The 20,932-nt window shown below is 57.7% G+C and carries 23 protein-coding genes; 12 read left to right on the plus strand and 11 right to left on the minus strand.

Features of this window, described 5'->3' with window-relative positions; translation table 11 throughout:
• Positions 1–11: 11 nt before the first annotated feature.
• From SynMVIR181_RS03115 to SynMVIR181_RS03125, 3 genes are all read right to left on the minus strand, one after another.
• Positions 12–308, minus strand: coding sequence for a hypothetical protein (locus tag SynMVIR181_RS03115; protein WP_186590708.1), 297 nt, complete (start codon positions 306–308; stop codon positions 12–14).
• Between the two features lie 263 nt (positions 309–571).
• Positions 572–1,219: a response regulator transcription factor gene (locus tag SynMVIR181_RS03120; RefSeq protein WP_255444395.1), complete on the minus strand. Its 648-nt coding sequence runs from the start codon at positions 1,217–1,219 to the stop codon at positions 572–574.
• A gap of 677 nt (positions 1,220–1,896) precedes the next feature.
• Complete coding sequence (locus tag SynMVIR181_RS03125; protein ID WP_186524682.1) at positions 1,897–2,439, minus strand: acireductone dioxygenase; 543 nt, start codon at positions 2,437–2,439, stop codon at positions 1,897–1,899.
• Positions 2,440–2,544: 105 nt separating this feature from the next.
• Between SynMVIR181_RS03125 and SynMVIR181_RS03130 the strand changes: the two genes are divergently transcribed.
• Both SynMVIR181_RS03130 and SynMVIR181_RS03135 read left to right on the plus strand, forming a co-directional pair.
• Entirely contained in the window at positions 2,545–3,291 is a 747-nt protein-coding gene (locus tag SynMVIR181_RS03130) for a precorrin-2 C(20)-methyltransferase (RefSeq protein ID WP_186590465.1), read from the plus strand.
• Positions 3,288–3,914 (plus strand): DUF4079 domain-containing protein, encoded by a 627-nt coding sequence (locus SynMVIR181_RS03135; protein ID WP_186589951.1) that lies wholly within the window; start codon positions 3,288–3,290, stop codon positions 3,912–3,914. Before SynMVIR181_RS03130 ends, SynMVIR181_RS03135 begins: the two co-directional genes overlap by 4 nt.
• Here SynMVIR181_RS03135 and SynMVIR181_RS03140 read toward each other — a convergent pair.
• Entirely contained in the window at positions 3,900–5,915 is a 2,016-nt protein-coding gene (locus SynMVIR181_RS03140; protein ID WP_186589952.1) for a glycosyltransferase, read from the minus strand. The two genes, SynMVIR181_RS03135 and SynMVIR181_RS03140, sit on opposite strands and share 15 nt — an antisense overlap.
• Entirely contained in the window at positions 5,912–6,907 is a 996-nt protein-coding gene (gene dusB / locus SynMVIR181_RS03145; protein ID WP_186589953.1) for a tRNA dihydrouridine synthase DusB, read from the minus strand. Before dusB ends, SynMVIR181_RS03140 begins: the two co-directional genes overlap by 4 nt.
• 100 nt (positions 6,908–7,007) lie before the next feature.
• Here dusB and SynMVIR181_RS03150 point away from each other — a divergent pair, with 100 nt between their 5' ends.
• Positions 7,008–7,469, plus strand: coding sequence for a DUF1823 family protein (locus tag SynMVIR181_RS03150; protein ID WP_186589954.1), 462 nt, complete (start codon positions 7,008–7,010; stop codon positions 7,467–7,469).
• A gap of 214 nt (positions 7,470–7,683) precedes the next feature.
• Here SynMVIR181_RS03150 and SynMVIR181_RS03155 read toward each other — a convergent pair whose 3' ends face one another.
• Positions 7,684–8,067 (minus strand): L,D-transpeptidase, encoded by a 384-nt coding sequence (locus SynMVIR181_RS03155; RefSeq protein ID WP_186589955.1) that lies wholly within the window; start codon positions 8,065–8,067, stop codon positions 7,684–7,686.
• A 133-nt stretch (positions 8,068–8,200) separates the two neighbouring features.
• Between SynMVIR181_RS03155 and der the strand changes: the two genes are divergently transcribed.
• The 6 genes from der to proC all read left to right on the plus strand — a co-directional run bounded on the left by der (position 8,201) and on the right by proC (position 12,970).
• Positions 8,201–9,568, plus strand: coding sequence for a ribosome biogenesis GTPase Der (gene der / locus SynMVIR181_RS03160; protein ID WP_186524687.1), 1,368 nt, complete (start codon positions 8,201–8,203; stop codon positions 9,566–9,568).
• Positions 9,569–9,574: 6 nt separating this feature from the next.
• Positions 9,575–10,489, plus strand: a complete 915-nt coding sequence (locus SynMVIR181_RS03165) for an energy-coupling factor transporter transmembrane protein EcfT (RefSeq protein ID WP_186589956.1) — start codon at positions 9,575–9,577, stop codon at positions 10,487–10,489.
• A gap of 18 nt (positions 10,490–10,507) precedes the next feature.
• Positions 10,508–10,774, plus strand: coding sequence for a PipX family protein (locus SynMVIR181_RS03170; protein WP_186524689.1), 267 nt, complete (start codon positions 10,508–10,510; stop codon positions 10,772–10,774).
• A complete protein-coding gene (locus tag SynMVIR181_RS03175) occupies positions 10,774–11,448 on the plus strand; it encodes a YggS family pyridoxal phosphate-dependent enzyme (RefSeq protein WP_186589957.1) in 675 nt (224 codons plus the stop codon). The genes SynMVIR181_RS03170 and SynMVIR181_RS03175 overlap by 1 nt, the downstream gene beginning before the upstream one ends.
• Positions 11,449–11,556: 108 nt before the next feature.
• Positions 11,557–12,132: a cell division protein SepF gene (locus SynMVIR181_RS03180; RefSeq protein WP_186524691.1), complete on the plus strand. Its 576-nt coding sequence runs from the start codon at positions 11,557–11,559 to the stop codon at positions 12,130–12,132.
• Between the two features lie 7 nt (positions 12,133–12,139).
• Positions 12,140–12,970: a pyrroline-5-carboxylate reductase gene (gene proC, locus SynMVIR181_RS03185; protein ID WP_186590466.1), complete on the plus strand. Its 831-nt coding sequence runs from the start codon at positions 12,140–12,142 to the stop codon at positions 12,968–12,970.
• A 7-nt stretch (positions 12,971–12,977) separates the two neighbouring features.
• Here proC and SynMVIR181_RS03190 read toward each other — a convergent pair whose 3' ends face one another.
• From SynMVIR181_RS03190 to hpf, 5 genes are read right to left on the minus strand one after another with little or no spacing between them, the layout of a single operon-like run.
• Positions 12,978–14,159 (minus strand): glycosyltransferase family 4 protein, encoded by a 1,182-nt coding sequence (locus tag SynMVIR181_RS03190; RefSeq protein ID WP_186525408.1) that lies wholly within the window; start codon positions 14,157–14,159, stop codon positions 12,978–12,980.
• 28 nt (positions 14,160–14,187) lie between these two features.
• Positions 14,188–15,570, minus strand: coding sequence for an MFS transporter (locus SynMVIR181_RS03195; RefSeq protein ID WP_186589958.1), 1,383 nt, complete (start codon positions 15,568–15,570; stop codon positions 14,188–14,190).
• 19 nt (positions 15,571–15,589) lie between these two features.
• Positions 15,590–16,423, minus strand: coding sequence for a DNA repair protein RecO (locus SynMVIR181_RS03200; protein ID WP_186524694.1), 834 nt, complete (start codon positions 16,421–16,423; stop codon positions 15,590–15,592).
• Positions 16,420–17,100 (minus strand): 2-deoxyribose-5-phosphate aldolase, encoded by a 681-nt coding sequence (locus SynMVIR181_RS03205; RefSeq protein ID WP_186524695.1) that lies wholly within the window; start codon positions 17,098–17,100, stop codon positions 16,420–16,422. Before SynMVIR181_RS03205 ends, SynMVIR181_RS03200 begins: the two co-directional genes overlap by 4 nt.
• Positions 17,101–17,122: 22 nt before the next feature.
• Complete coding sequence (hpf, locus tag SynMVIR181_RS03210) at positions 17,123–17,698, minus strand: ribosome hibernation-promoting factor, HPF/YfiA family (RefSeq protein ID WP_186589959.1); 576 nt, start codon at positions 17,696–17,698, stop codon at positions 17,123–17,125.
• 11 nt (positions 17,699–17,709) lie between these two features.
• Here hpf and lipB point away from each other — a divergent pair, with 11 nt between their 5' ends.
• The 3 genes from lipB to SynMVIR181_RS03225 all read left to right on the plus strand — a co-directional run bounded on the left by lipB (position 17,710) and on the right by SynMVIR181_RS03225 (position 20,926).
• Positions 17,710–18,432, plus strand: a complete 723-nt coding sequence (gene lipB, locus SynMVIR181_RS03215; protein WP_186589960.1) for a lipoyl(octanoyl) transferase LipB — start codon at positions 17,710–17,712, stop codon at positions 18,430–18,432.
• 20 nt (positions 18,433–18,452) lie between these two features.
• Positions 18,453–20,399 carry an AMP-binding protein gene (locus tag SynMVIR181_RS03220; RefSeq protein WP_186589961.1) on the plus strand — a complete coding sequence of 649 codons (1,947 nt, stop codon included), beginning with the start codon at positions 18,453–18,455 and terminating at the stop codon, positions 20,397–20,399.
• 83 nt (positions 20,400–20,482) lie between these two features.
• Positions 20,483–20,926 (plus strand): YlqD family protein, encoded by a 444-nt coding sequence (locus SynMVIR181_RS03225; protein WP_186589962.1) that lies wholly within the window; start codon positions 20,483–20,485, stop codon positions 20,924–20,926.
• Positions 20,927–20,932 lie beyond the last annotated feature (6 nt).

The following is a 20,932-nucleotide window of genomic DNA, read 5'->3' on the forward strand; positions in this document are numbered from 1 at the left end:
GTTTTCTGTAATCAGCCAGCTACAGCTGAAATGCTGTAGGGAGCTTCAGGGGAACTTGTGGGCATTGGGTCGAGCTTGCCTAATGCCAACGCTTTCGCGCGGACGTACATCTCACTTGATGTGGCACCAGCAGCTTCCATTGCTTTGGCGACGACATCCCAATTACGAACTTCAGTAGACATATGGGGCTGATTTGTGGGTGTGACAAGCATCGCCAGCCAAGTGACGTGGTCGTGACAGTGAAATCCGCCAAGGAACCGAACACGCGAAACGAGTCGCTTCTCGATAAGCCCCGCCTGGTGCTGCATGTTCACCTTGGGTTTCGAGTTGCCGGTATTGCAGATCCTGGCTGTGACGACGTTTGAGGCAAAGACAAGCAACGAACTACATCACCCCCCGCCACGAGTGGGTTTTTTTATTGCTTTCTTGGAATTGTGGTCAAAATCACAGCATCGCTTCATAGCGGTCACTGCTTCTTTGCTCGCTTTCGCATTCATGGCTCCTATTCCTGAGGATGCCCAGCTCGTTTGGTTTCGCTTCGCTAATACGGAAGCAATTGTCTCTTATGTTTTCAAATGTCCACTTCAACCAATCCATGCGTTAAGGCGTAGACCGCTGCCTGTGTTCTGTCTCTTACTCCAAGCTTATGAATGGCTGTACTGACGTGGCTCTTAACTGTTTCAGCAGAAACAAATAGTGAATCAGCGATTTCTGTGTTCTTCATTCCCTGAATAATGCATTGAATAACCTCTAGCTCTCTTTCTGATAATGGGTCTACAAGGATCGGTGCTGGTTTAACTTTTGCGGTTGCTGCTTCAAGTACAGCCCTCGGATAGTAAATACCCCCACTGTTGGTTGTGCGTAAAGCATGAATGAAGTCCCCATCCCCGGTGCCGATGGAAGAGACGAACATCACTCCGTCGGCCCCAGCCTCCATCGCTTCTTGAACCACCTCAGGTGTTTCGCGTGACAAGAAAATGAGAGCTTTGAGGCCTGGGGATTGTTGTTTTGCTTTTTCGACAAGTCTTATTCCATATCCTCTTTCTAGGTCTTCGCTCGTAATTAAGAGGTCTGGATTGCTTTCAAGTTGTATTTGCAGGGCCTCATCTTCCGTTGTCGCGCCCCCAATCAAAGATTGCAGGATTGGCTCAGCAAGGCTCACCGCGGTGAGCGTGAGCCGGTTTTTAGAACAAACCAAAACTCGCTTGTTTGCCAGCATTTGCTTGCAAGCATCAACTGCCTTCTGTAATGCGCCTTCAGATGGGTGAATCCTCACCTGTTTTTGTGTAGATAGAAGAATAATGATACCGCTGTGATGTCCGTCTGCAAATCATTATCAACATTAAACTTTTATGTGTGATCAGCTCCTTTCGCTGATTGCCCTCAGCTCTATTGTTTTAGACCAATGTGATGTGATGTTGACTGGATTTTGTTTTCAATCAACTCATCGGTATTCGTGAAGGACTGGGTGTGTTGCTTAGAAGTCGTGGGCTCCTTCCTATTCGTTAAGTGGGTTCTCTTTCGGGTTCATAATTGTTGTTTCTGCATAAAAAAGCTGCTCCGATCAATGAGCAGCTCTGAGAATGTGCTTCTGGTTGTGAGGTGTTGACAGCTTTGGGTCAAGAAACCTCCCCTTTTGTGGATCAGGCAGGAAAATTACATTTTAATTTGCAACTGCTGAACGCATGGGAATCATGCTTTTTCACGTGTTGATCAGTTTTTGTCAGTTAATGACTTGGACATTGCAGCTGCAAGAGCAACACAGCCAGCGACGATCAGATAGCCCATGAGATTTGTTTAATGGCTCAAGCATCATTTGATTTGGAGGTGCCTGCTGACTGTCTCCTATGAGACCGAATCCTCAATCGATCAGTCTTTGGTTGTCTGTTCCTTTGCTCAAGGAAGGCCTGGATAGTGAGCGGCTATTGGATCATCGGTGAAGGTGGCGACCCATCCTGCTGAGTTTTTGAAAAAACGAAGCACGCAATAGTTTGGGTTGGCGCCCATGTCGAACCAGTGCCGGGTTCCAGCTGGAATGGCGATCCAATCATTGGCTTCGCAGACCACTTGCAGCACCTCATCGTTGATGTGGAGTGAAAAGAGCCCGCAACCTTCCACGAAAAAGCGCACCTCATCTTCTGCATGCTGGTGTTCTTGCAGGAATGTTTGGCGCAAAGATGTGGTGTTGTGCTGATCGCCTCCAACGCGCATCACATCCACTGCTTGGTAGCCCTCGTTTTTTTGGACGGAAGAGATGAGTGACGCATAGGCCGCCAAAATTTGCTCTTGCATGGCCCCTCGCTCTAGCTCTGGCTTGCTTGGCCAACGCTGAAACTTGATCCCGCGCGTTTTGAGTTCTGCACTGATCTGTGCAGCATTGCTGGTGCTTAGGAGTGGCTCCGGCGCTGCCTGGGTTGCGTAGATCCTCAGCTCCGTCATCAGCGCGGCGTTGTTTGAACCTCACCTCTTTAGCCCTGATGAATCTTTGCCGTGGCGCTTGCTCCACCGGACGCTGTCATTGTTGACCTGTTGGTCGTGGATCCTGTGCCTCACGCTCTGCAATTGATCGGAGTGGGCCCTGGTGATCCAGAGCTTCTCACTATTGCCGCTGTTCGCGCGATTGAAACTGCCGATGTGGTGGCGTATCCCGTTGCTCGCGTCGATGCTGATGGGATGGCTTGGACTATTGCTTCTCGCTGGACGCGCTCTAGTCAGCGCCGACTGCCTTTGGTGTTTCCGATGGTGGCGGAAGCCGAGCCAAGATTGAAAGCTTGGCGGCATGCCGCTGATGCGCTGGCATCTGAGTTGCGACGTGATTTATCGGTGGTTTTGCTCTGCGAAGGTGATGCCTCTCTTTTTGCTTCGAGCAGCTATGTGCAACTGGCGCTGCGTAAGCGGCATCCTGATCTCACGGTCAAGCTGATTCCAGGCGTTCCGGCGGTTTGTGCTGCAGCCGCTGCTGGCGCGGAGTTGGCGATTGATTGGCCCCTGGCTTTGCAGCAAGACGGGGTTCTGATTCGTCCTTGCCCAGACCATGAATCAGATTTGGAGAGATTGCTTGAATTAGCTGGATCGAGCTCGATGGTGCTGGCATTGATCAAGCTCGGTCAACGATGGCCATGGGTTCGGGCTTGCCTGGAAAGGCGTCAGCTGCTCGAGGCCTCCCTCTTTGCGCAACGGGTGGGTTGGCCTGATCAGGTCTTGGCGCGAGCGATCGATATTCCCGCTGAGTCGAAGCCTTATTTTTCCCTGCTGCTCATTCGGCAGACTTGGCCTGAGGTGTTGCCGTGACAGAAAGCGTTTCGTTGCTTACGTCTTTGAATTGGCTCGGGCTAGTTCATCCCATTTTGATGATTTTGTTTGTCTATCCGGTGGTGGGTGCCACGATTCGGTTGGGCATTTTGGCCCGAGAACGGCGGTTGGATCTCAATCCGATAGCGCCAACAGTGCCGGTAGAACACGCCGATCACGGTCGCTGGGTCACCGGGGGAATGGTGTTGGCGGTGCTGGTGGCGCTGTTTCATAACGCCCTTGCTGGAGGGATGCAGGCTGATCAGATGTTGGGCTTCCTGCTGGCGGTTGTGGGTGCTGCAGCGGCTTATGTGGCGTTGTTAGGTGCGAAAGGCTTGATCGCAAAGATGTTGTGGGCAGCAGCCTGTTGGTTCACCCTGATTTTGATTGCCTCCCAGCCTGCGCTGCTGCAGTGGCGCCAGGCTTTCCCAACCGCGGTTTGGCAGTCGCATCTTTGGGGTGGTTCGGCATTAATCGCCCTGATGTTGACTGCGGTGGTGATGCAAAAGCAGATTGCGGGTCGGCTTTGGATGCGACGGCTGCATGTGTCGATGAATGTTGTTGTTGCTTTGTTGCTAGCGACGCAGGCCATCACGGGGACGCGTGATTTATTGATGCATTGAGGCCTGGATTGTTGGCGGGTGCTGCGGGATCAGGCTCGGGTTGAGAGGCCCGCGTTTGGGTGGTGCAATCAGTTGCCGGAGTAAGGCCAGCAAGGCACGACTTTCCTGAGGCGCCTGCCGGTCGATCCAGCATCCTGGTCGGCAAAAGAGCCAGCGGATCAGGGCGTAGCGCTCCTTCCGAGGCAAGTCTCCCCAGTGGAGAAGGACTTCTGTGTCGGTTTTGTTGGTCAAGATCACTGGCAATGCAGGCAGCTCTTGGCACCAGCGCAGCTTGGAACTGGCAACCCATGGAAGGGTCGAAGGAGAGCGGGTGATCCTGGCGCCGCTTTCGCTTAAAGCCGTGATGCAGCAGGGGTAGCGGTGCCCACCGTTGTCTTCGATCCAGGCTTCCATTGTGAGCTTTTGCCACGGGGAGAGATCCGTCGCGGCAGGGTCCCAACAAGCACGAACCGCCACGATCAAGCTGAGCAGATTGATCACGCCCCACACCAAGCCGACCGGTCGGCCGGCGAGCACCTGGGCTGGCAGATCGCTGGCGTTTGAGAGCAGCCCGTGGAGGTTCACCAGATTGAGCAGCACGAGGGCCAGGAGTGGCAGCAGCAGCTCCACGCTGCAGCTCCCTCGATCACGGCGCTGATGCTTGGGGGTCACCCGAAATCCACCGATGCGTCCAATCAGGTTGGACAGCACGGTCACGGTGAGAGGAACGGTGAGTACCCAGCCGGTGAGTTCGCTCAAAAAAGCGGTTCGTGACCCACGGTTTAACCAGCCCAGGGTCAACACTTGCAAGCCCCAAAGGGGTAAGAGCAAGGTCAATGCGGCTTGGCTATTGAGCAAGATTGGAATGATGCCCAGAAGGCCATAGCTAAGTGGCATCAGCATCAGCACCAGCCTTGGCACGTTGTTGAACCAATGCATCACGCCCTCGAGGTAGGCGATGCGCTGCCCAAGCGATAATCCCTTGGGACGCAAGGGGCCGCTGCTGAGCCGAAGGCTTTGCAAGGTGCCAGAGGCCCAGCGTTGGCGTTGGTGCACGAAATCAGCCATGGTTTCGGCTGCCAAACCAGCGCTGAGTTTTTCCTGCAAATAGAGCAGTCGCCAGCGCTGACGGGTCAGGCTGATGCCGGTCACGAAATCCTCAGAGATGGCCTGTTCTACGAAGCCACCGATTTGGTCGAGTGCTTTCCGTTTCACCACAAACGACGTGCCTGCACACACCACAGCCCCCCAGCCATCGCGGACCGGTTGAATCCAGCGGTAGAAACTCTCTTCATCAGAGAGAAGCCAGTTCTCCATCCCCAGATTGCGCATCACCGGGTCGGCGTTGATAAAGGTTTGAGGGGTCTGAATCAGTGCAACCTCAGGTTCGAGCAGAAATCCAATGCTGCGATCAAGAAAGGTGCGTTGGGGAATGAAGTCGGCGTCGAAGACGGCAACCAGCTCTCCTCGGCAGTGGCGCAAACCATGGTTGAGGTTGCCGGCCTTGGCATTGACGCGCTCCGGTCGGTGCAGGTATCGGCAGCCGAGCTCGGCAGCGAGCGCTTTTACCTCAGGGCGACCGCTGTCGTCGAGCACCCACACCTTGGTGTGGGGATAGGACAAGTTTGTGCAGCCAATCAGGGCTCGTTCGAGCACTTTGATCGGTTCGCCGTAGGTGGGAACCAGAATGTCCACGTGGGGTTTCCAGCCGCTCTCTGCCCAGCGCTTTTGGCGGTCGTTGATCTCCAGGCGGCGATCGGGGAACCGCCGCCAAGCCAGCCAGAGAGGTACTAAGCCAACGAGGAGCAGCCAGGCTTCAGCGAGCAGGAGCAAGATGCTGAGGGCGATCGATAAGCGGCTCTCGACGTTGAGGCTGGAGGTCACTCTCCAGACCAGATAGCGGAGGGTGAACAGGCTGATCAGCAGGATCAGGCTGCGGCGTCCCCAGATCGGGGTGTCTTGTTCGGGGCGACGGATCAGCCAGAGCGGCCAGATCAGCAGCAGAGGCAATAGCGCATTCATTCGATTTGCTGCATCTGTTGATCGAGCAAATCAAGGGCCGCGGCGGGCGTGGGCGCGCGCATCAGTTGTTGACGAAACTGGGATGCGCCGGGGAAGCCAGTGCAAGTCCAGCTCATGTGTTTTCGCGCAATCAGCAGGCCGTGATCTCCGCGTGCCTCGATTAGGGCCAGCAGTTGTTCTTTGGCGAGAGCTAAGCGTGCAGCTGGTGCGGGGGTGGCTGGAATCGGCAAGCCACTGAGTGCGGCATCGATTTGGCCCACAAGCCACGGGGAACCCATGGTTCCGCGACCCACCATCACGCCATCGGCGCTGGTGATCCGCAGGCAACGCTGCGCTTCCTCAGGGCTGTTCACATCCCCATTGGCGATCACAGGAATGCTGAGGGCTGCTTTGACAGCTGCAATCGCGTTCCAATCGGCAGTGCCGCTGAAGCGTTGCTCTCGCGTGCGGCCATGGAGCGTCAGCATTCGCGCTCCCGCTTGCTCTAAGCGTTGGCACCAGTTCACAGCCGTCTCAACTCCCACGGCGTTGTGATCGCTGCACCAGCCAAGGCGCGTTTTCACCGTGACGGGAAGCCCTACTGCAGCCACCACGGTCTCGACAATTCTGCAAGCCAGATCCGGGTCGCGAATCAGGCCGCTACCGCCTCCTTTTCGGGCGATCTTGCGAACAGGACAGCCCATATTGATGTCGATCAGAAAGGCTCCGGCATCAGCCGCACGACGCGCTGCATCCGCCATTGCGTCGGGATGGTGATCAAACAGCTGCACCCCGATGGGCCCTGTTTCCTCTTGCAGGCCATCCATTTTGAGCCGTCCGTGCCCCAGCTCCAGGCTGGTGGCATTCACCATTTCGGTGAACAGCAGTGCATCGGGAGCCCAGCGGCGCACCAGCTGCCTGAAGATCCGATCGCTGACGCCAGCTAGGGGGGATTGCAGGACGCGGCACCTGAGTTGTCGCTCTAACAGTCGACCCTGAATCTTCAGCGGCATGGCCTAAGGCCGAAGACATCCTCATTCTGCTGGTCAGGCCGTTGGGCTTGTCAAGGCAAGGCGATGGGGCGAAGGATGGAGGTCTCCGGTCTCTGCTCGCATGCCCCCTACCCCTTGGCCGCTGAGCCGTTTGTTGCTGAATCGAATCCTGGAAGACCGCATGAGCGATCGCTTTGTGGCGGAGCGGGTCTGGGAGCGCTTGGGGTACCAGCCTCAAGGCGAAGGGTTGATCTGGCTTGCTGGACCTGAGACGCCCTCGGCGTGGCGAGAGGCATTCCCCCAGGCCCCCGAAGTGATCAGCATTCGCCCTGCTTCCGTGCAACTCACCCGCTCGATCCCCCGCGAGCACAAACAGCTGTTGAAAGAGCAGTTGAAGTTTGCGGGGTATCGGATCGGGGAGCTTTACCCACGGCGCACGCGTCGCGCTACTGCCGTGAATTGGCTGCTGGCCTGGCTTGCATCCCACGATCAGTTGCTGGCAGACGAGGGACCCCTGCCACCGCTACTGGATCCGCCACTCAATCCCGTGAGCGGCCATCCTGGTGATCTTCCTGTGCGTTGAGCAGCAGGCATAAAAAAGGAGGGCGTCTAACCCCTCCCGAAAAGGCTCTCCGTTCCACCGAAGCGTCCTGTTTACAAAATGTAATACTTTTGATTTTCAAGGAGAAGGGCGGTTCTCCTCCTCGCGAGCGGGGTAAGCGCTCAGCGGCAGATCTTTATTCACCCAAAGGGGATAGGCGTCATCCGCGATGGTGACCTGTTTGCAGGCTTAATCCTCAGGCTTGGATGATCACCTTGGTTCCTTTGGGTGTGTTTTCAAACAGCCAGCGCGCCTGCAGGGTTGGCATGCGCACGCAGCCGTGGCTTCTTGGCACGCCAAAGGCATGGCCGGCATCCTCTTGCCAGGGAGCGGCGTGCATGCAAATGGCTTCATTGGCCGTGATGCACATCGCGTAGGGCACGCCAGGGGAAACATAGGTGCGTCCGCGCATGGTGACCGAGCGGTATTTCGTGAGTACGGAGGCATGGCCCGTGGGTGTGGGGGATGAGGCTTTGCCTGTACTCACGGGAATGACCCGAACGGTTTGTTCTTGCTCGTTGAGCACGGTGAGGGTCTGGTCGGAGAGGTCGACCACGAGCGTTGCAATGAGCTCAAGCATGGTTGTGCCGCTGACGTCGCTGTCACAGGCCTAGCTGTGTCGCATGCGTCTCACACGTCTCTTTCTGAATGTTTTCGTATTTCTGTGATGGGTCACCTCTGTACTGTCAAGAAAGTTTTTTTGGGCTCCTGTTTTGGCGCGTCCGGTCGTCGCAATCATCGGGCGTCCCAACGTCGGCAAGTCCACCTTGGTGAATCGTCTCTGTCGAAGTCGTGAGGCGATCGTTCACGACCAGCCAGGTGTGACGAGAGATCGCACCTATCAAGACGGCTATTGGGGCGATCGAGAATTCAAGGTGGTGGACACCGGAGGCTTGGTCTTCGATGACGACAGTGAGTTCCTTCCTGAGATTCGGGAGCAGGCCAGCCTCGCCCTCGCTGAAGCCAGCGTGGCATTGGTGATTGTGGATGGTCAGCAAGGACTTACGGCTGCAGATGAATCGATCGCGGAATGGCTGCGAACGCAGAACTGCAAGACCCTGTTGGCGGTGAATAAGTGTGAGTCTCCTGAGCAGGGATTGGGGATGGCCGCGGAGTTTTGGAGGCTCGGTCTTGGCGAACCCCATCCGATTTCCGCGATCCATGGTGCTGGCACCGCCGAGCTGCTCGATCAGGTGCTCACCTTCCTTCCTCCCAAGGATGAAGAGAGTGATGAAGAGGAGCCGATTCAGCTCGCGATCATTGGCCGCCCCAACGTGGGGAAGTCCAGCTTGCTCAACGCCATCTGTGGTGAAATGCGGGCGATTGTGAGTCCGATTCGTGGCACGACTCGCGACACGATTGATACGCGTATTGAACGGGAAAATCGTCCCTGGAGATTGATCGACACCGCAGGGATACGCCGGCGACGCAGCGTGAATTACGGGCCAGAATTTTTTGGGATTAACCGCAGTTTTAAGGCGATCGAACGCAGTGATGTTTGCGTTTTAGTGATCGATGCTCTCGATGGTGTAACCGAGCAGGATCAACGCCTAGCAGGACGGATCGAAGAGGACGGTCGCGCTTGCGTGGTGGTGGTGAACAAGTGGGATGCGGTGGAAAAAGACAGCCACACCATGTCGGCGATGGAAAAGGAGCTGCGCGCCAAGATCTATTTCCTCGATTGGGCGCCGATGCTGTTTACCTCTGCGCTGACGGGGCAACGGGTCGACAGCATTTTCGCCTTGGCATCTCTGGCCGTGGAACAGCACCGCCGCCGGGTGAGCACGTCAGTTGTCAACGAAGTGCTCAAGGAAGCCCTCAGCTGGCGCAGTCCTCCCACCACCCGCGGTGGCCGGCAGGGCCGTTTGTACTACGGCACTCAGGTGGCGAGTCGTCCTCCAAGTTTCACGTTGTTTGTGAATGAGCCCAAGCTGTTTGGTGATACCTACCGCCGCTATGTGGAGCGTCAAATTCGTGAAGGCCTCGGCTTTGATGGCACTCCGGTGAAGTTGTTCTGGCGAGGCAAGCAACAGCGGGATGCGGAAAAGGAGCTGTCCCGTCAGCAGAACCGCCAAGGCTGATCTCCCATGGATTGGTTGCGACAGATTCCGATCGGGCAGTACGTCGATGGCAGCTCTGGTTGGCTGCGTCTGATCGACCCTCGTTTGAAGCTGGGCTGGGTCGTGATGTTTTTGCTGACCCCTGTTCTGGCTGGTCCGTTGTGGCGTCTGGGGCTCGTTCTGGCCTTGATGGGGATCACCGCCCTGAGTGGCTTGCCGGCCAGGTTGTGGTGGCGCTCCCTACTGCTGGTCTTTTGTCTCGGGGTTGGCTTTGGCCTCCTAGCGATGTTCTTGCCAACGGGAGACCCAGCAGCCACGCAGGCCATACGGCCTGTGCAGGAGTTGCAGGGTTTGTCCCTTCAATCGTCCAGCTGGGAGTTGTTGCGTCTGGGTCCTGTTCAGCTTGGGCCGCTCAACCTGGGTCCACTCTCGGTGGATCGGAGATCGGCTGAGCTCGGTCTCAACAGTGCAACGTTGATTGTCACCGTGGTGCACAGCGTGAATCTCATGCTGCTGTCCACACCAAGCGAAGATCTGATGTGGGCCCTGAATTGGTGTTTGTTTCCCCTGACGAAGCTTGGTTTGCCAGTGGATCGTCTTTGTTTTCAGTTGTTGTTGGCTCTCCGTTTTTTGCCCCTGGTGCAAGAGGAATTGCAGAATTTGGTGCGCTCAGTGGCGAGTCGAGCGGTCAATCTGCGTCAGCTGGGTTTCAAGGCGTCATTCGGATTGCTCCTTTCAGTGGGGGAGCGACTTCTTGCCAATATTTTGTTGCGGGCTGAGCAAGGAGCTGATGCCTTGATTGCCAGGGGAGGGCGTTGGCTGCCTGCGGATTGCTTTCGCCCGGTTCAGAACACGTCTGCACTGGCGCGTGGCTTGAACCTGCTGTCCTTTGTGGTTCTTCTCGCGGTGGTGGGATTGAGAGGCAAGTACGGTGCTCTCTAAATCTTGATGGACTGAATTGTGGGAGCGGAGCGTTATCTCAATCACCCCACCTTTGGAATGCTTTATCAGGTGTCGACCGCGGGCGAAGGACGGGACCTATACGCCACGCTTTATGCCCAGCGCATGTTTTTCCTGGTGACGCTGCAACCCAGAGGGGCTCAGTTTGAGGTGATTCCTTATCAGGACGCCCGGCATCATGCAGAGCTTCACCTGGCGCGCTGTCGCCGTGATCGCGCTGACGATTTTGCCGATTGGAAGCAGCTGTTCGATCAAACCTTCATTTGATGGCCTCCAGCAGCCCGGAATCTGAAACGATTCAGTCCCGCTGGCAGGCGATTCACGCTGATTGTCCAGACGCTGTCCATCTGCTGGCTGTCAGCAAAGGCCACCCGGCAATAGCGGTGCGTGAGCTGGCGGCCTTGGGGCAAGTTGATTTTGGTGAAAGCAGAGTGCAGGAAGCACTCCCGAAACAACAAGACTTAGATGACCTCAGCGGCTTGCGTTGGCATTTCATTGGACGCCTGCAGGCCAACAAAGTCCGGGCAGTCGTGCGGGCCTTTCCCGTCATTCATTCGATCGATTCTCAGGCACTCGCAGAGCGCACCTCAAGGATTGCGGTGGAGGAAAACCAAAATCCGGAGGTGTTTTTTCAGGTCAAACTTCGCGACGACCCGGCGAAGGGTGGCTGGGAGCCGGATGCCTTGCGTGAGGTTTGGCCACAGCTGCAATCGCTTCCAGGCTTAAAGCCCATTGGGCTGATGACCATGGCCCCCCTTGGCTTAGCGCCCGAAGACCGCCATAGCCTCTTCTCCGACTGCAGAACCCTTGCGGATGAGCTCGATTTGCCCGATTGCTCGATGGGGATGAGCGGGGACTGGAAGCAGGCTGCTAAGGCAGGTGCTACCTGGGTTCGCGTGGGGTCTGGATTGTTTGGACCACGGCCAGAACGCTTGGTTTGACCCCCACTTGTCAGGGCAGCCTGTTGTGAAGATGATCAAATCGCCCAGTCACTCTTGCTCACAACTCTGTAGAGCGCTATTCAGGGTTCAGGTTTGATTTAGTTTCCGGTGTCGCTGATTTCTCGTCTTCGTGCTGTCGTTGCGGGTGATGATTACCTTGATGGTGATTATGACGACCTCGATTACGACACTGGCGAACAGGACGACGTCGAAGAAGGTCCTTCTCACTCCATGTCGAGTGCTTTGGCAACTCTTGAGTCGAGCAATCCCTTCGAAACTGAGCAATCCTTCACTGGATCGAATGTGATCGGGATGCCTGGCATCAGTACCGGAACCGCAGAGGTCTCTTTGATGGAGCCTCGCAGTTTTGATGAAATGCCTGGAGCGATCCAAGCTCTGCGTGAGCGCAAAACGGTGATCCTCAATCTCACGATGATGGAACCGGATCAAGCGCAACGCGCTGTGGACTTCGTGGCAGGCGGAACCTTTGCCATTGATGGTCATCAAGAGCGTGTGGGCGAAAGCATTTTTCTGTTCGCGCCCAGCTGCGTAACCGTTACCAACGCCACCCAGGACGAAACCTCCGTTCCGACCCACGTCTCTAAGGACGTTGAGCAAGCCTCTTCTGAGGCCAGCATTGCTCCGACTCCCGCCTGGAGTGCCACAAGCGCCACCGCCCTTTGAACCATCAGTGCCATTTGCCTTTGGTGTAATTGGTCTGGGCCGGATGGCTCAGGCCCTTGTGATCCCCCTGATTGAGCAGGGACTCATCCCCGCCGGTGAGGCGATCGCGGTTGTTGGCCGTCAGGACTCCGTTGCGACGGTGTCTGCGCGAGTGCCCTCCGACGTCAAGGTTGTTGCTGCCAGTGATCCTGCGGCAAAAGAAGCTTGGGGGGCATCGGTTCAACTTTTGGCTGTTAAGCCCCAGATGCTCGATGCTGTTGCGGCCTCTGCGCCACCTGCAACAGCCATGCCTGCGTCGGGTTCAAGCCTTTTGATCTCCGTGCTTGCAGGGGTTCCCTTGGCGCGGCTTCAAACATTATTTCCTGGCCGGATCTGTGTGCGTGCCGTGCCCAATACCCCCTGCCTGGTGGGTCAGGGACTCACGGGCTTGGCTTGGGGGAATGGCATCTCTGATCAACAGAAGAAGCAAGTGCGCTCTTTTTTTGAGCCGGTTAGTGAGGTTCTCGAGCTCCCCGAAGAACGGCTGGATGCATTTCTTGCGCTCACCTCCTCTGGTCCTGCCTATGTGGCTTTAATCGCAGAAGCGATGGCAGACGGTGCCGTTGCCGTGGGAATGCCTCGGGCCCAAGCCCATCATTTGGCCCATCGAACCCTCGCTGGAACCGCGGCCTTACTGCAGGAACAAGAGCTGCATCCTGGCGAACTCAAAGATATGGTGGCCTCCCCTGGTGGCACCACCATGGCTGCGTTGCGTCATCTCGAAAAAGCGGGCTTGCGTTCAGCCTTGATCGAAGCTGTTGTTGCCGCTACGCAACATGGTCGGGGCATGGCGAAGTAGCTCTGCTTTAAGCGGCTAAGGCTTTCTTGGCGATAAGGGTCTCGTACAGCTCTTCCAGAGCATCGATGTTGGAGACCATCCGGTAGCGCTCCATGACCCGCTCCCGTGCTCGCCGTCCTAGTTCCTGGGTGAGCAGAGGTTGATCACGGAGAACGGGGAGCAGGGTGCGGAGCTGGGTGGTGACCCCTTGGGTGCTGAGAACGATGCCAGCCCCAGCTGCGAGCACTTCTCCATCAGCTCCTGCATCCGTCGCCACACAGGCGCATTGGCAGGCCATCGCTTCGAGCAGGGCGATGGAAAGCCCCTCTACCAGAGATGGCAGCACAAACACTTCAGCGCACTGGAGCAGGGCGATGCGCGTGTTGAGATTGGCTTCGTAGCCCCACCACAACAGATCCCCGATCCCGTTGCCGTACACGTTTTGCAGCGTGCTGCGCAGGGGCCCGTCACCCACGATCACCAGTCGGCATCCCGCTGGCTTGACGAGTCGCCAGGCCCGCAATAACGCTTCCACATTCTTCTCGGTGGCGATCCGGCCCATGTATAGAAAAATGCGCTGATCACCAAGACGTGAGCGCACGTCGTGCAGCTCCTTGCTGATCGCGGCGGGATGGTTTGGGGCGGGAGACCAGCGGTTTGGATCCACGCCGTTGGGAATGACGGCTAAGCGAGTTTCGTGGACCCCTAAACGGTTCAGAACATCCGCCTGAAGATCGGAAAAGACGATGACGCGGTCGTATCGGGAGAGAGCAGGCGCATAGAGCTGATAGCTGAGCTGTTGGGTGCCCGCTGTGAGGTTGCGCAAGCCCGCGTCAAACGGAGGATGAAAGGTTGCGACAAGCGGAATGCCTAACGGCTGGCAAAGCTCCGGAAGCCTGAAGTCGAGGGGGGAAAGGGTGAGGCTGGCGTGCACAACATCGGGCTGAAGCCTCTTCAAAGACTCACGCAACTCCCTCTGTGCCCGAGGGGAGGGAATCGTGTACACCTGAGACTTCAGCAAATAGGGCAGGCTCACATCTGGATCGTGTGCCAACAACGATGTGTTGCTGCTGCCAGGAGCGCCAGGGTTATCGAAATGAATAAAGCTGGTCTGATGGCCGCGTTTCTTTAGGGCCTCTGTGGTGCTCAGCCCGTAGGTGACATTGCCGCAGAACGGAGTTTTTTTGCCGAGCCAGGCAATGTGGGCCACTGGCACCGTCGCGAAGCCGAGTCTGAAGTTAGCAGCGCTCCCAAGGTCGCTCCCACAAAGCGGCAGCTAAAGACAGTGCCGCAAGCACCCAGAGCACCGGGATCAAGCCGATGCTGCTTACCAGGGCGCCGGCAAGAACCAGGGGCAGGCTGAGAGCAATATTGATCAGGTTGTTCTGAAGCCCGAAGACCCGACCTCGCTGGGACTCTGGAGTGTCTTCCTGAATCGTGGTCTGAGCCGGAATCGCGACGAGAGCTGCACCAATGCCGAGGATGCCGCACAACACCAAGGTGATGCTGAGATTTCCGCGCAGTTGTCCGAGCATGATTAGACACCAGGTGATCGCGCCCAGTCCGGCTGCGGCGAGTCGCCGACGGCTAAAGCGATGGCCCATTTGAGCCACCAGCACAGCGCCAATGGCCATCCCTAGGCCGCTCATCGCTAGCAGGGTGCCGAAGCCTGTTGGCCCAAGCCCTTGGATGGCTGATGCCAGGCTGATCGCCAGGACATATAGCGCTGCTAAGAGGCTGTAAAGCACCACGAGATGCACCATGGCTCCCCGGACGGAAGCCTGCTCTCGAAGCACCTGTATCCCCGCCACGATTTCTTTCCAAACCGAATCGCTGCTGTCTTTTCTCGGTGGTTCGTGCATCTGGATGGTGCTCAGACTGATGGCCGCCATGCCGTAACAGAACGGCAAAAGCAGAAATTCGCCACCGTTGATGCCCACCATTTGAAGCAGGTGATTTAGTCCTCGCAGAATTGGATCGCCTAAGGCAAAGCCAACGATCGTGGCCCCCATGCTCGTGGCTTGATAGAGGGAATTGGCGGCTAGAAGATGTTCTCTTGGTACCAGCAGTGGGATCGTCGCCTGTTCAGCGGGGGCGAAAAACTGGGTCAGAACCGACTCCAGAAAGGTCATGACCAGCAGAGCCCAATATCCCCAGCTCAGACCAAACCAGTGAGGGCCAGGGATAAGGAATAGAGGGGTGCACAGCACAAGCAGGGCCCGCAGGCCATTGGAGGCCACCATCACCCTGCGTTTAGGCCAGCGGTCGACCCAGACACCGGCAACGGATCCGAGCACCATCGCTGGGATGGTGTTGGCCACGTAGATGCCGGTAGCCAGCAAGGTGATGCGTTGGGCTCGCGTCTCGAAATCCATGCGAATCGCAGAGGCGATTTCAGCAAGCGCGCCATTGCTGTCCGGTGTATTGGTCACCCAGTACTGGGCGATCAGATACACCATCAACACGATGTAGAACTTGTCCGCGAGTTGGGAGAAGATCTGTCCGACCCAAAGGCGTCGGAAGCCATCGAGATGGATCACGGCTTGAAGGCCGCGGCGACCTTCTGGATTGGCGCTGGTGGGCAGGGCCGGGTCCGGGCTATTTAGGGGGGGACCGCTCAAAATGGGTTCATTCGCGGAATCATGATCGCCCACCGCAGGCCGTAGCGTGAACAGCCTCTCTCACCATGGCAAACGAGCGCACGGGCCTTGGGAGATGCACGCGGCACCAGCACTCCACAAGCGTGAATAGGCGGAGCCAAACCGGTCTGGGTCCCATCAATCCACCGTCTTGGCGTTGCGGTAATTCAAGCCGCGTTAACCGCTGAAGCAGAGCGAGTTCGGACGGGTTGATCTGAATGGCTGCTCCAGCTTGAGCCCCGATGGCCAGACCTTCCTCGGCCAGCAGGCTGCAGCGCCAGTCCCAATGTCCGATCGGTGGAGCCAGGGCGGCTCCACTGCGGCAACAGGTTTGGAGTGGGAGGCCATAACCGCCGAGAGCGAGCAGATGAACGCAGGCCTGAACAAGGGTTGCCAAAGTTCGATCAACACGCTCGCCTTCAGCGCTTCCAAGCTCGGATTCACGCTGCCTTCGGGCCAGCAGCTCGAGACGCTCGAGATGCATCAAAACCGCACTGAGCATCCCTGGTACGGGATCATCGCCAGCGACCAATGCGATCGAGAGCTCCGATAGGGCCTGGGCGGCTGCCAACGTTTCCAATCGCTGCCCCACCTTGCCGAAATTGTGTTGGACCCGAAGTTGGCGTACCCGAAGCAGGCCGCTGCGTCCTCCCACCTGCAGTTCCAGGGTGGTGAGAGGAACCGCCGCCGCCAGGCTGCTGCGTGGTTTACGTGCCCCTGGTACGGCCAGGCGAATCAGCCCTACGTCATCACTCAGCAGGGTGAGCAGCCTGTCGTGCTCTCCGAGGGGGCCAACCTTTAAAGCCAATCCTTCGATCCGCCGTTCCGGGCTCATTGCGGATGCCGGAGGGCCTGAATTAACGCTGGACCATGGCTGGTTCCCAGGGCCGTGGCGCCCTCTTCCACAAGGTCCAGCGCCGTTTCCAAGCGTTGAATCCCCCCGGCCGCTTTGATCGCGCAATTCCCCCTTGCAAGCTCTTTGAGCTTGCGCACTTGCAGCGGAGTGGTGGCCGCTCCAAATCCGTTGCCGGCTTGTAAGAACGCAGCACCGGCATCGATCGCGGCTTCTACCGCCAAGCTCAGGCGCTCTGGCTGCAAGCGGTTCACATCCAAAATCACCGTCACAGGTAGGCCGAGATCGCAGATCTGCGCGAGTTCTTCCGCATAGGCTTCCGCCCGCCCCGCCGTGATGGCAGCGAGATTGGGCACGACATCGAGGGCATCAGCCCCTCGGGCTGCGGCCCATTCCGCTTGCGCCCGTTTCAGCTCCGCTGGAATCGTTCCGAAGGGGAAGTCCACAACAGCAAACAAGCGAAGACGCCCGCTTGGTCCAATGCGGTTGCGCACCGCTTCTAGGTGGCAGAGGCTGGTGCAGAGCCCCCCGAAGCCGAGCAGTCGGGCTGCATCACAGATGTTGTGCAGAGCTTCTTCTTCTAGGAGTGGATCTAAAACGGCTTGATGAATCAAGGGCGGGAGCTCTGGAAGCTCCCGCTGACGCGGCGACGCGGTCATCGTTGAGGGGCAAGCACTGGCCTTAGTTCCGCGCTTGGATCACGCCAAACCCACCGTGATTGCGGTGATAAATCACCTGGAGTTCACCGCTTTCCTCATCTCGAAACAGGTAGAAGTCGTGGTCGATCACTTCAAGCTGATGGCGCGCCTCTTCAAGGCTCATCGCTGGCATGGCGAAGTATTTGCGCCGAACCCCTGGGCTGGGAAGCTGCGCTTCTTTGCCTTCGAGCAGTGAGTCTTCTGTAGCGCGTTCCGTGAGCAGCACATCATTCGCTGCTGTTGGGGTGGTCCGATGGCCATTGTCGCTGTGGCGTTCCTTGAACCGTCGCAGCTGCCGCGCCAACTTATTGGCGACCAGATCGATGCTGGCGTAGAGGTTTTCGCTTCTTTCCTGGGCGCGAATCACCGTGCCATTGGCAAACACAGTGACTTCTGCGGTTTGTTGCGGAACCCTGGGGTTCCGAGCCACTGACAGGTGCACGTCCGCTTCCTTGACGAGGTCGTCGAAGTGATGGATGGCCCGTTCCAGTTTTGTTTCGGTGTATTCCCGCAGTGCGGGCGTCACATCCAAATTGCGACCATGGATCAGAAGCTTCATGGCGGTCCCCTTTGCCTGGTTCTACCGGCAACCTACTAACTGCCTCAGGCGCAGGACAGCGGTCTGCGGCATTTCTTTTTGAGCCGGTTGCGCCCGTGCCGTTCTCCCAGGCCTGGGAGTGGCAACGTAAATGGCAGCAGCAATTACTCGCTGCGGAAGGCTCAGACCGAGAAGCGGTTTGGATTCTTCAACATCCGTCTTGCTTCACCCTTGGTCGCGGAGCGACGGAAGATCACTTGCGCTTTGATCCCGAGAATGCGCCAGCTCCCCTGCATCGCATCGACCGCGGCGGGGAGGTCACGCACCATGCCCCCGGGCAGTTAGTGGCCTACCCGGTGTTGGACCTTCGCCGGCGTGAACCAGACCTGCATTGGTATTTGCGCCAGCTCGAACAGGTGGTGATCGATGTGTTGGCGGCATTGGACTTGACGGGCGAACGCATCCCAGGGCTCACGGGGGTTTGGCTGGAGGGGCGAAAAGTGGCGGCCATCGGGGTGGGATGTCGTCGTTGGATCACGCAGCACGGCCTTGCTCTCAACGTGTCGTGTGACATGGAAGGGTTTGCGCAGGTGGTGCCCTGTGGACTTTCTGATCGTCCGGTGGATCGTTTGCAGCGCTGGATCCCTGGTATCACACCTGACGTTGTGCAGCCACTCCTGCGGGATGCCTTGGCCCAGCGCCTGTCACTCAGCTGGTGCGACCTTGCTGGTCTTGATTCTGGGTGGTACTCCTAGGCGCAAGCTGAAACAACGTTGTGGGTTCGTTTGCACAGGCCAGCTGGCGACCAACGCCTTGGGAGTTGAAATCACTCGCCCGTCAGCAGCATGTGCAAAGCCTGGGGAGAGTGGATCAACTCTGGCCGTGGCTTGAGCAACGCCATGGTGCGCTCATGGCTGTGGATGCACCCCATGCCGCCCATCCGGAGCATTTCACCTACGCGGAGTTATCGCAACGGATCTCGACTGCGGCTGCAGGGTTTCGTTCCTTGGGGATTCGAGAGGGCGATGTGGTGGGACTGTTTGCCGAAAACAGTCCCCGCTGGCTGATGGCAGATCAAGGACTGATGCGCGCTGGTGCAGCGGATGCGGTGCGTGGTGCTTCAGCTCCAGTAGAGGAGCTGCGTTACATCCTTGAGGACGCCAAGGCTGTAGCCCTGGTGGTTCAAAACGCGGACCTTTGGCAACGTCTCCAATTACCTGCGCAGCTGCGCAGTCAGTTGCGCTTTGTGCTGCAGCTCGAAGGTGATGCTGTGGATCAAGGCGTGATCTCATGGGTTGATCTTTTGGCGGCTGGCGTCACGCAACAGGCTCCGGATCCAGATGCGGGTCGCGATGCGGCCAGCGCTGCCAGCACAACAGCAACCATCCTTTACACCTCAGGAACCACCGGTCAGCCGAAGGGTGTTCCGCTCAGCCACGCCAACCTGTTGCATCAGATGCGCAGCCTGAGTTGCGTTGCTCGGCCAGAACCTGGCGCCCCTGTGCTCAGCGTGTTGCCGATCTGGCATGCCTATGAACGCAGTGCGGAGTACTACTTCTTTTCCTGCGCCTGTGCGCAGAGCTACACCACGATCAAACAGCTCAAACGTGATCTCCCCAGGGTGAAACCTGTGGTGATGGTCACGGTGCCGCGCCTCTGGGAGGCGGTGCAAGCCGGGTTTGAGGATGTTTTGAAAACCTTTCCTGCATCCAGGCAGCGCCTGCTGCGTGCGGCACTCGCTAACAGCAGTGCCTATTGCTTGGCCCGGCGTCAGCGTCGCAATCTGATGCTGATGCCCTTGGGTCGCCGTCAACGCTTGGTGGCGCGCCTGAAATCTGCCGGGCGTTGGCCCGCCCATGCCCTGGCGTCCAAGCTGATCTGGCCAAAACTGAGGTTGCAGCTCAGTGGGGGTCAGCTGCGCTTTCCCATCAATGGAGGAGGAGCGATCGCTCCTCACGTGGATTCCTTTTTTGAGGCGGTAGGGATTGAGTTGTTGGTGGGCTATGGCCTCACGGAAACCAGTCCGGTTGTGAGTTGCCGGCGTCCATGGCGCAACATTCGTGGAAGTTCAGGGCAACCCATGCCGGATACGGAGTTCCGGATCGTGGATGCTGAGACGCGTCAGCCCCTTGGCTTTCGAGATTGTGGCGTTGTCTTGGTGCGTGGCCCCCAGGTGATGGCTGGGTATTTGCGTCGCCCAGAAGCCACCACAAAAGTGCTGGACGGCGATGGCTGGTTTGATACCGGTGATCTGGGCATGCTCTTGCCCGATGGGTCAGTCGTGCTGACGGGTCGTGCCAAAGACACGATTGTGCTCAGCAGTGGTGAAAACATCGAGCCGGCACCTTTGGAGGAGGAGCTGGTGTCTAGCCCCTTGATCGAACAGGTGATGCTCGTTGGCCAGGATCAACGCCAGTTGGCGGCCTTGGTTGTGCCGCGCCTCGAGGCGATGTTGGCCTGGGGCGTAGAGCAGGGCCTCAGCTTGCCGGCTGATCTCGGTGGGACTCCAGGCGATCAAGACTTGCGGCGTTTGCTGCGCGGGGAACTGAATCGTCTGCTGAGTTTGCGCGTTGGTGCCCGTTCGGATGAACGGGTGATGGGTGTGGTGTTGGTGGCACCGTTCACAATCGAAAATGGCCTACTCACGCAGACCTTGAAGCAGCGTCGTGATCGGATCAGCGGACGTGATCGGGAGTCGATTCAGGCGCTTTATGGATGCTGAATTGATGCTGATACCTGCATCCCCTGATTTGGGTTGACCTGCAGCCACTGGACTGAGACGCTTGACATCACGTCATTAATTTCATGTCGGAAGGAAACACCCTCACGATTAAACGCTCGATCACCATTCGTGCGGTGGTCACTCCCGCATGGAAGGAGGAGGCTGAACGCGAGTTGAGCAACGGCATCGCCACCTCGGATCAGCAGCTTGCCCAGCTGGAGCAAGAGGGACAGCAGGTGGTGGATCAGGTGCGTCGTCAGAGTGCGAATCCGCTCGACCCCCGTGTGCAGGATCAGGTGGCTCAAGTCCAGGAACAGGTGGCGGCAAAACGCTCTGAGTTAGAGGAGCAAAAGCGAAACCTGTTGCAGCAACAGGCTCAAGTACGTGAACTAGAGATGGATCAGATCGTGGAACAGGGTCAACTCGATAGTTTTTGTGACATCAAAGTTGGCGATAATTTGGTCAGCAAGATGCAGGTGTCGGTCGTTGTGCGCGATGGCGTGATCGAGTCGATCGAGCAGGGCTAACCCGGG

The sequence above is a fragment of the Synechococcus sp. MVIR-18-1 genome, from assembly GCF_014279835.1.
Lineage (GTDB): Bacteria > Cyanobacteriota > Cyanobacteriia > PCC-6307 > Cyanobiaceae > Synechococcus_C.

Coding starts and splice junctions, on each gene's coding strand:
- SynMVIR181_RS03150 (WP_186589954.1), top strand. CDS start 7,008: ATGCCCCCTACCCCTTGGCCGCTGAGCCGTTTGTTGCTGAATCGAATC.
- SynMVIR181_RS03175 (WP_186589957.1), top strand. CDS start 10,774: ATGGCCTCCAGCAGCCCGGAATCTGAAACGATTCAGTCCCGCTGGCAG.
- SynMVIR181_RS03165 (WP_186589956.1), top strand. CDS start 9,575: ATGGATTGGTTGCGACAGATTCCGATCGGGCAGTACGTCGATGGCAGC.
- dusB (WP_186589953.1), bottom strand. CDS start 6,907: ATGCCGCTGAAGATTCAGGGTCGACTGTTAGAGCGACAACTCAGGTGC.
- SynMVIR181_RS03125 (WP_186524682.1), bottom strand. CDS start 2,439: ATGACGGAGCTGAGGATCTACGCAACCCAGGCAGCGCCGGAGCCACTC.
- SynMVIR181_RS03155 (WP_186589955.1), bottom strand. CDS start 8,067: ATGCTTGAGCTCATTGCAACGCTCGTGGTCGACCTCTCCGACCAGACC.
- SynMVIR181_RS03200 (WP_186524694.1), bottom strand. CDS start 16,423: ATGAGCCCGGAACGGCGGATCGAAGGATTGGCTTTAAAGGTTGGCCCC.
- SynMVIR181_RS03140 (WP_186589952.1), bottom strand. CDS start 5,915: ATGAATGCGCTATTGCCTCTGCTGCTGATCTGGCCGCTCTGGCTGATC.
- hpf (WP_186589959.1), bottom strand. CDS start 17,698: ATGAAGCTTCTGATCCATGGTCGCAATTTGGATGTGACGCCCGCACTG.
- SynMVIR181_RS03115 (WP_186590708.1), bottom strand. CDS start 308: ATGCAGCACCAGGCGGGGCTTATCGAGAAGCGACTCGTTTCGCGTGTT.
- SynMVIR181_RS03120 (WP_255444395.1), bottom strand. CDS start 1,219: ATGCTGGCAAACAAGCGAGTTTTGGTTTGTTCTAAAAACCGGCTCACG.
- SynMVIR181_RS03225 (WP_186589962.1), top strand. CDS start 20,483: ATGTCGGAAGGAAACACCCTCACGATTAAACGCTCGATCACCATTCGT.
- SynMVIR181_RS03205 (WP_186524695.1), bottom strand. CDS start 17,100: ATGACCGCGTCGCCGCGTCAGCGGGAGCTTCCAGAGCTCCCGCCCTTG.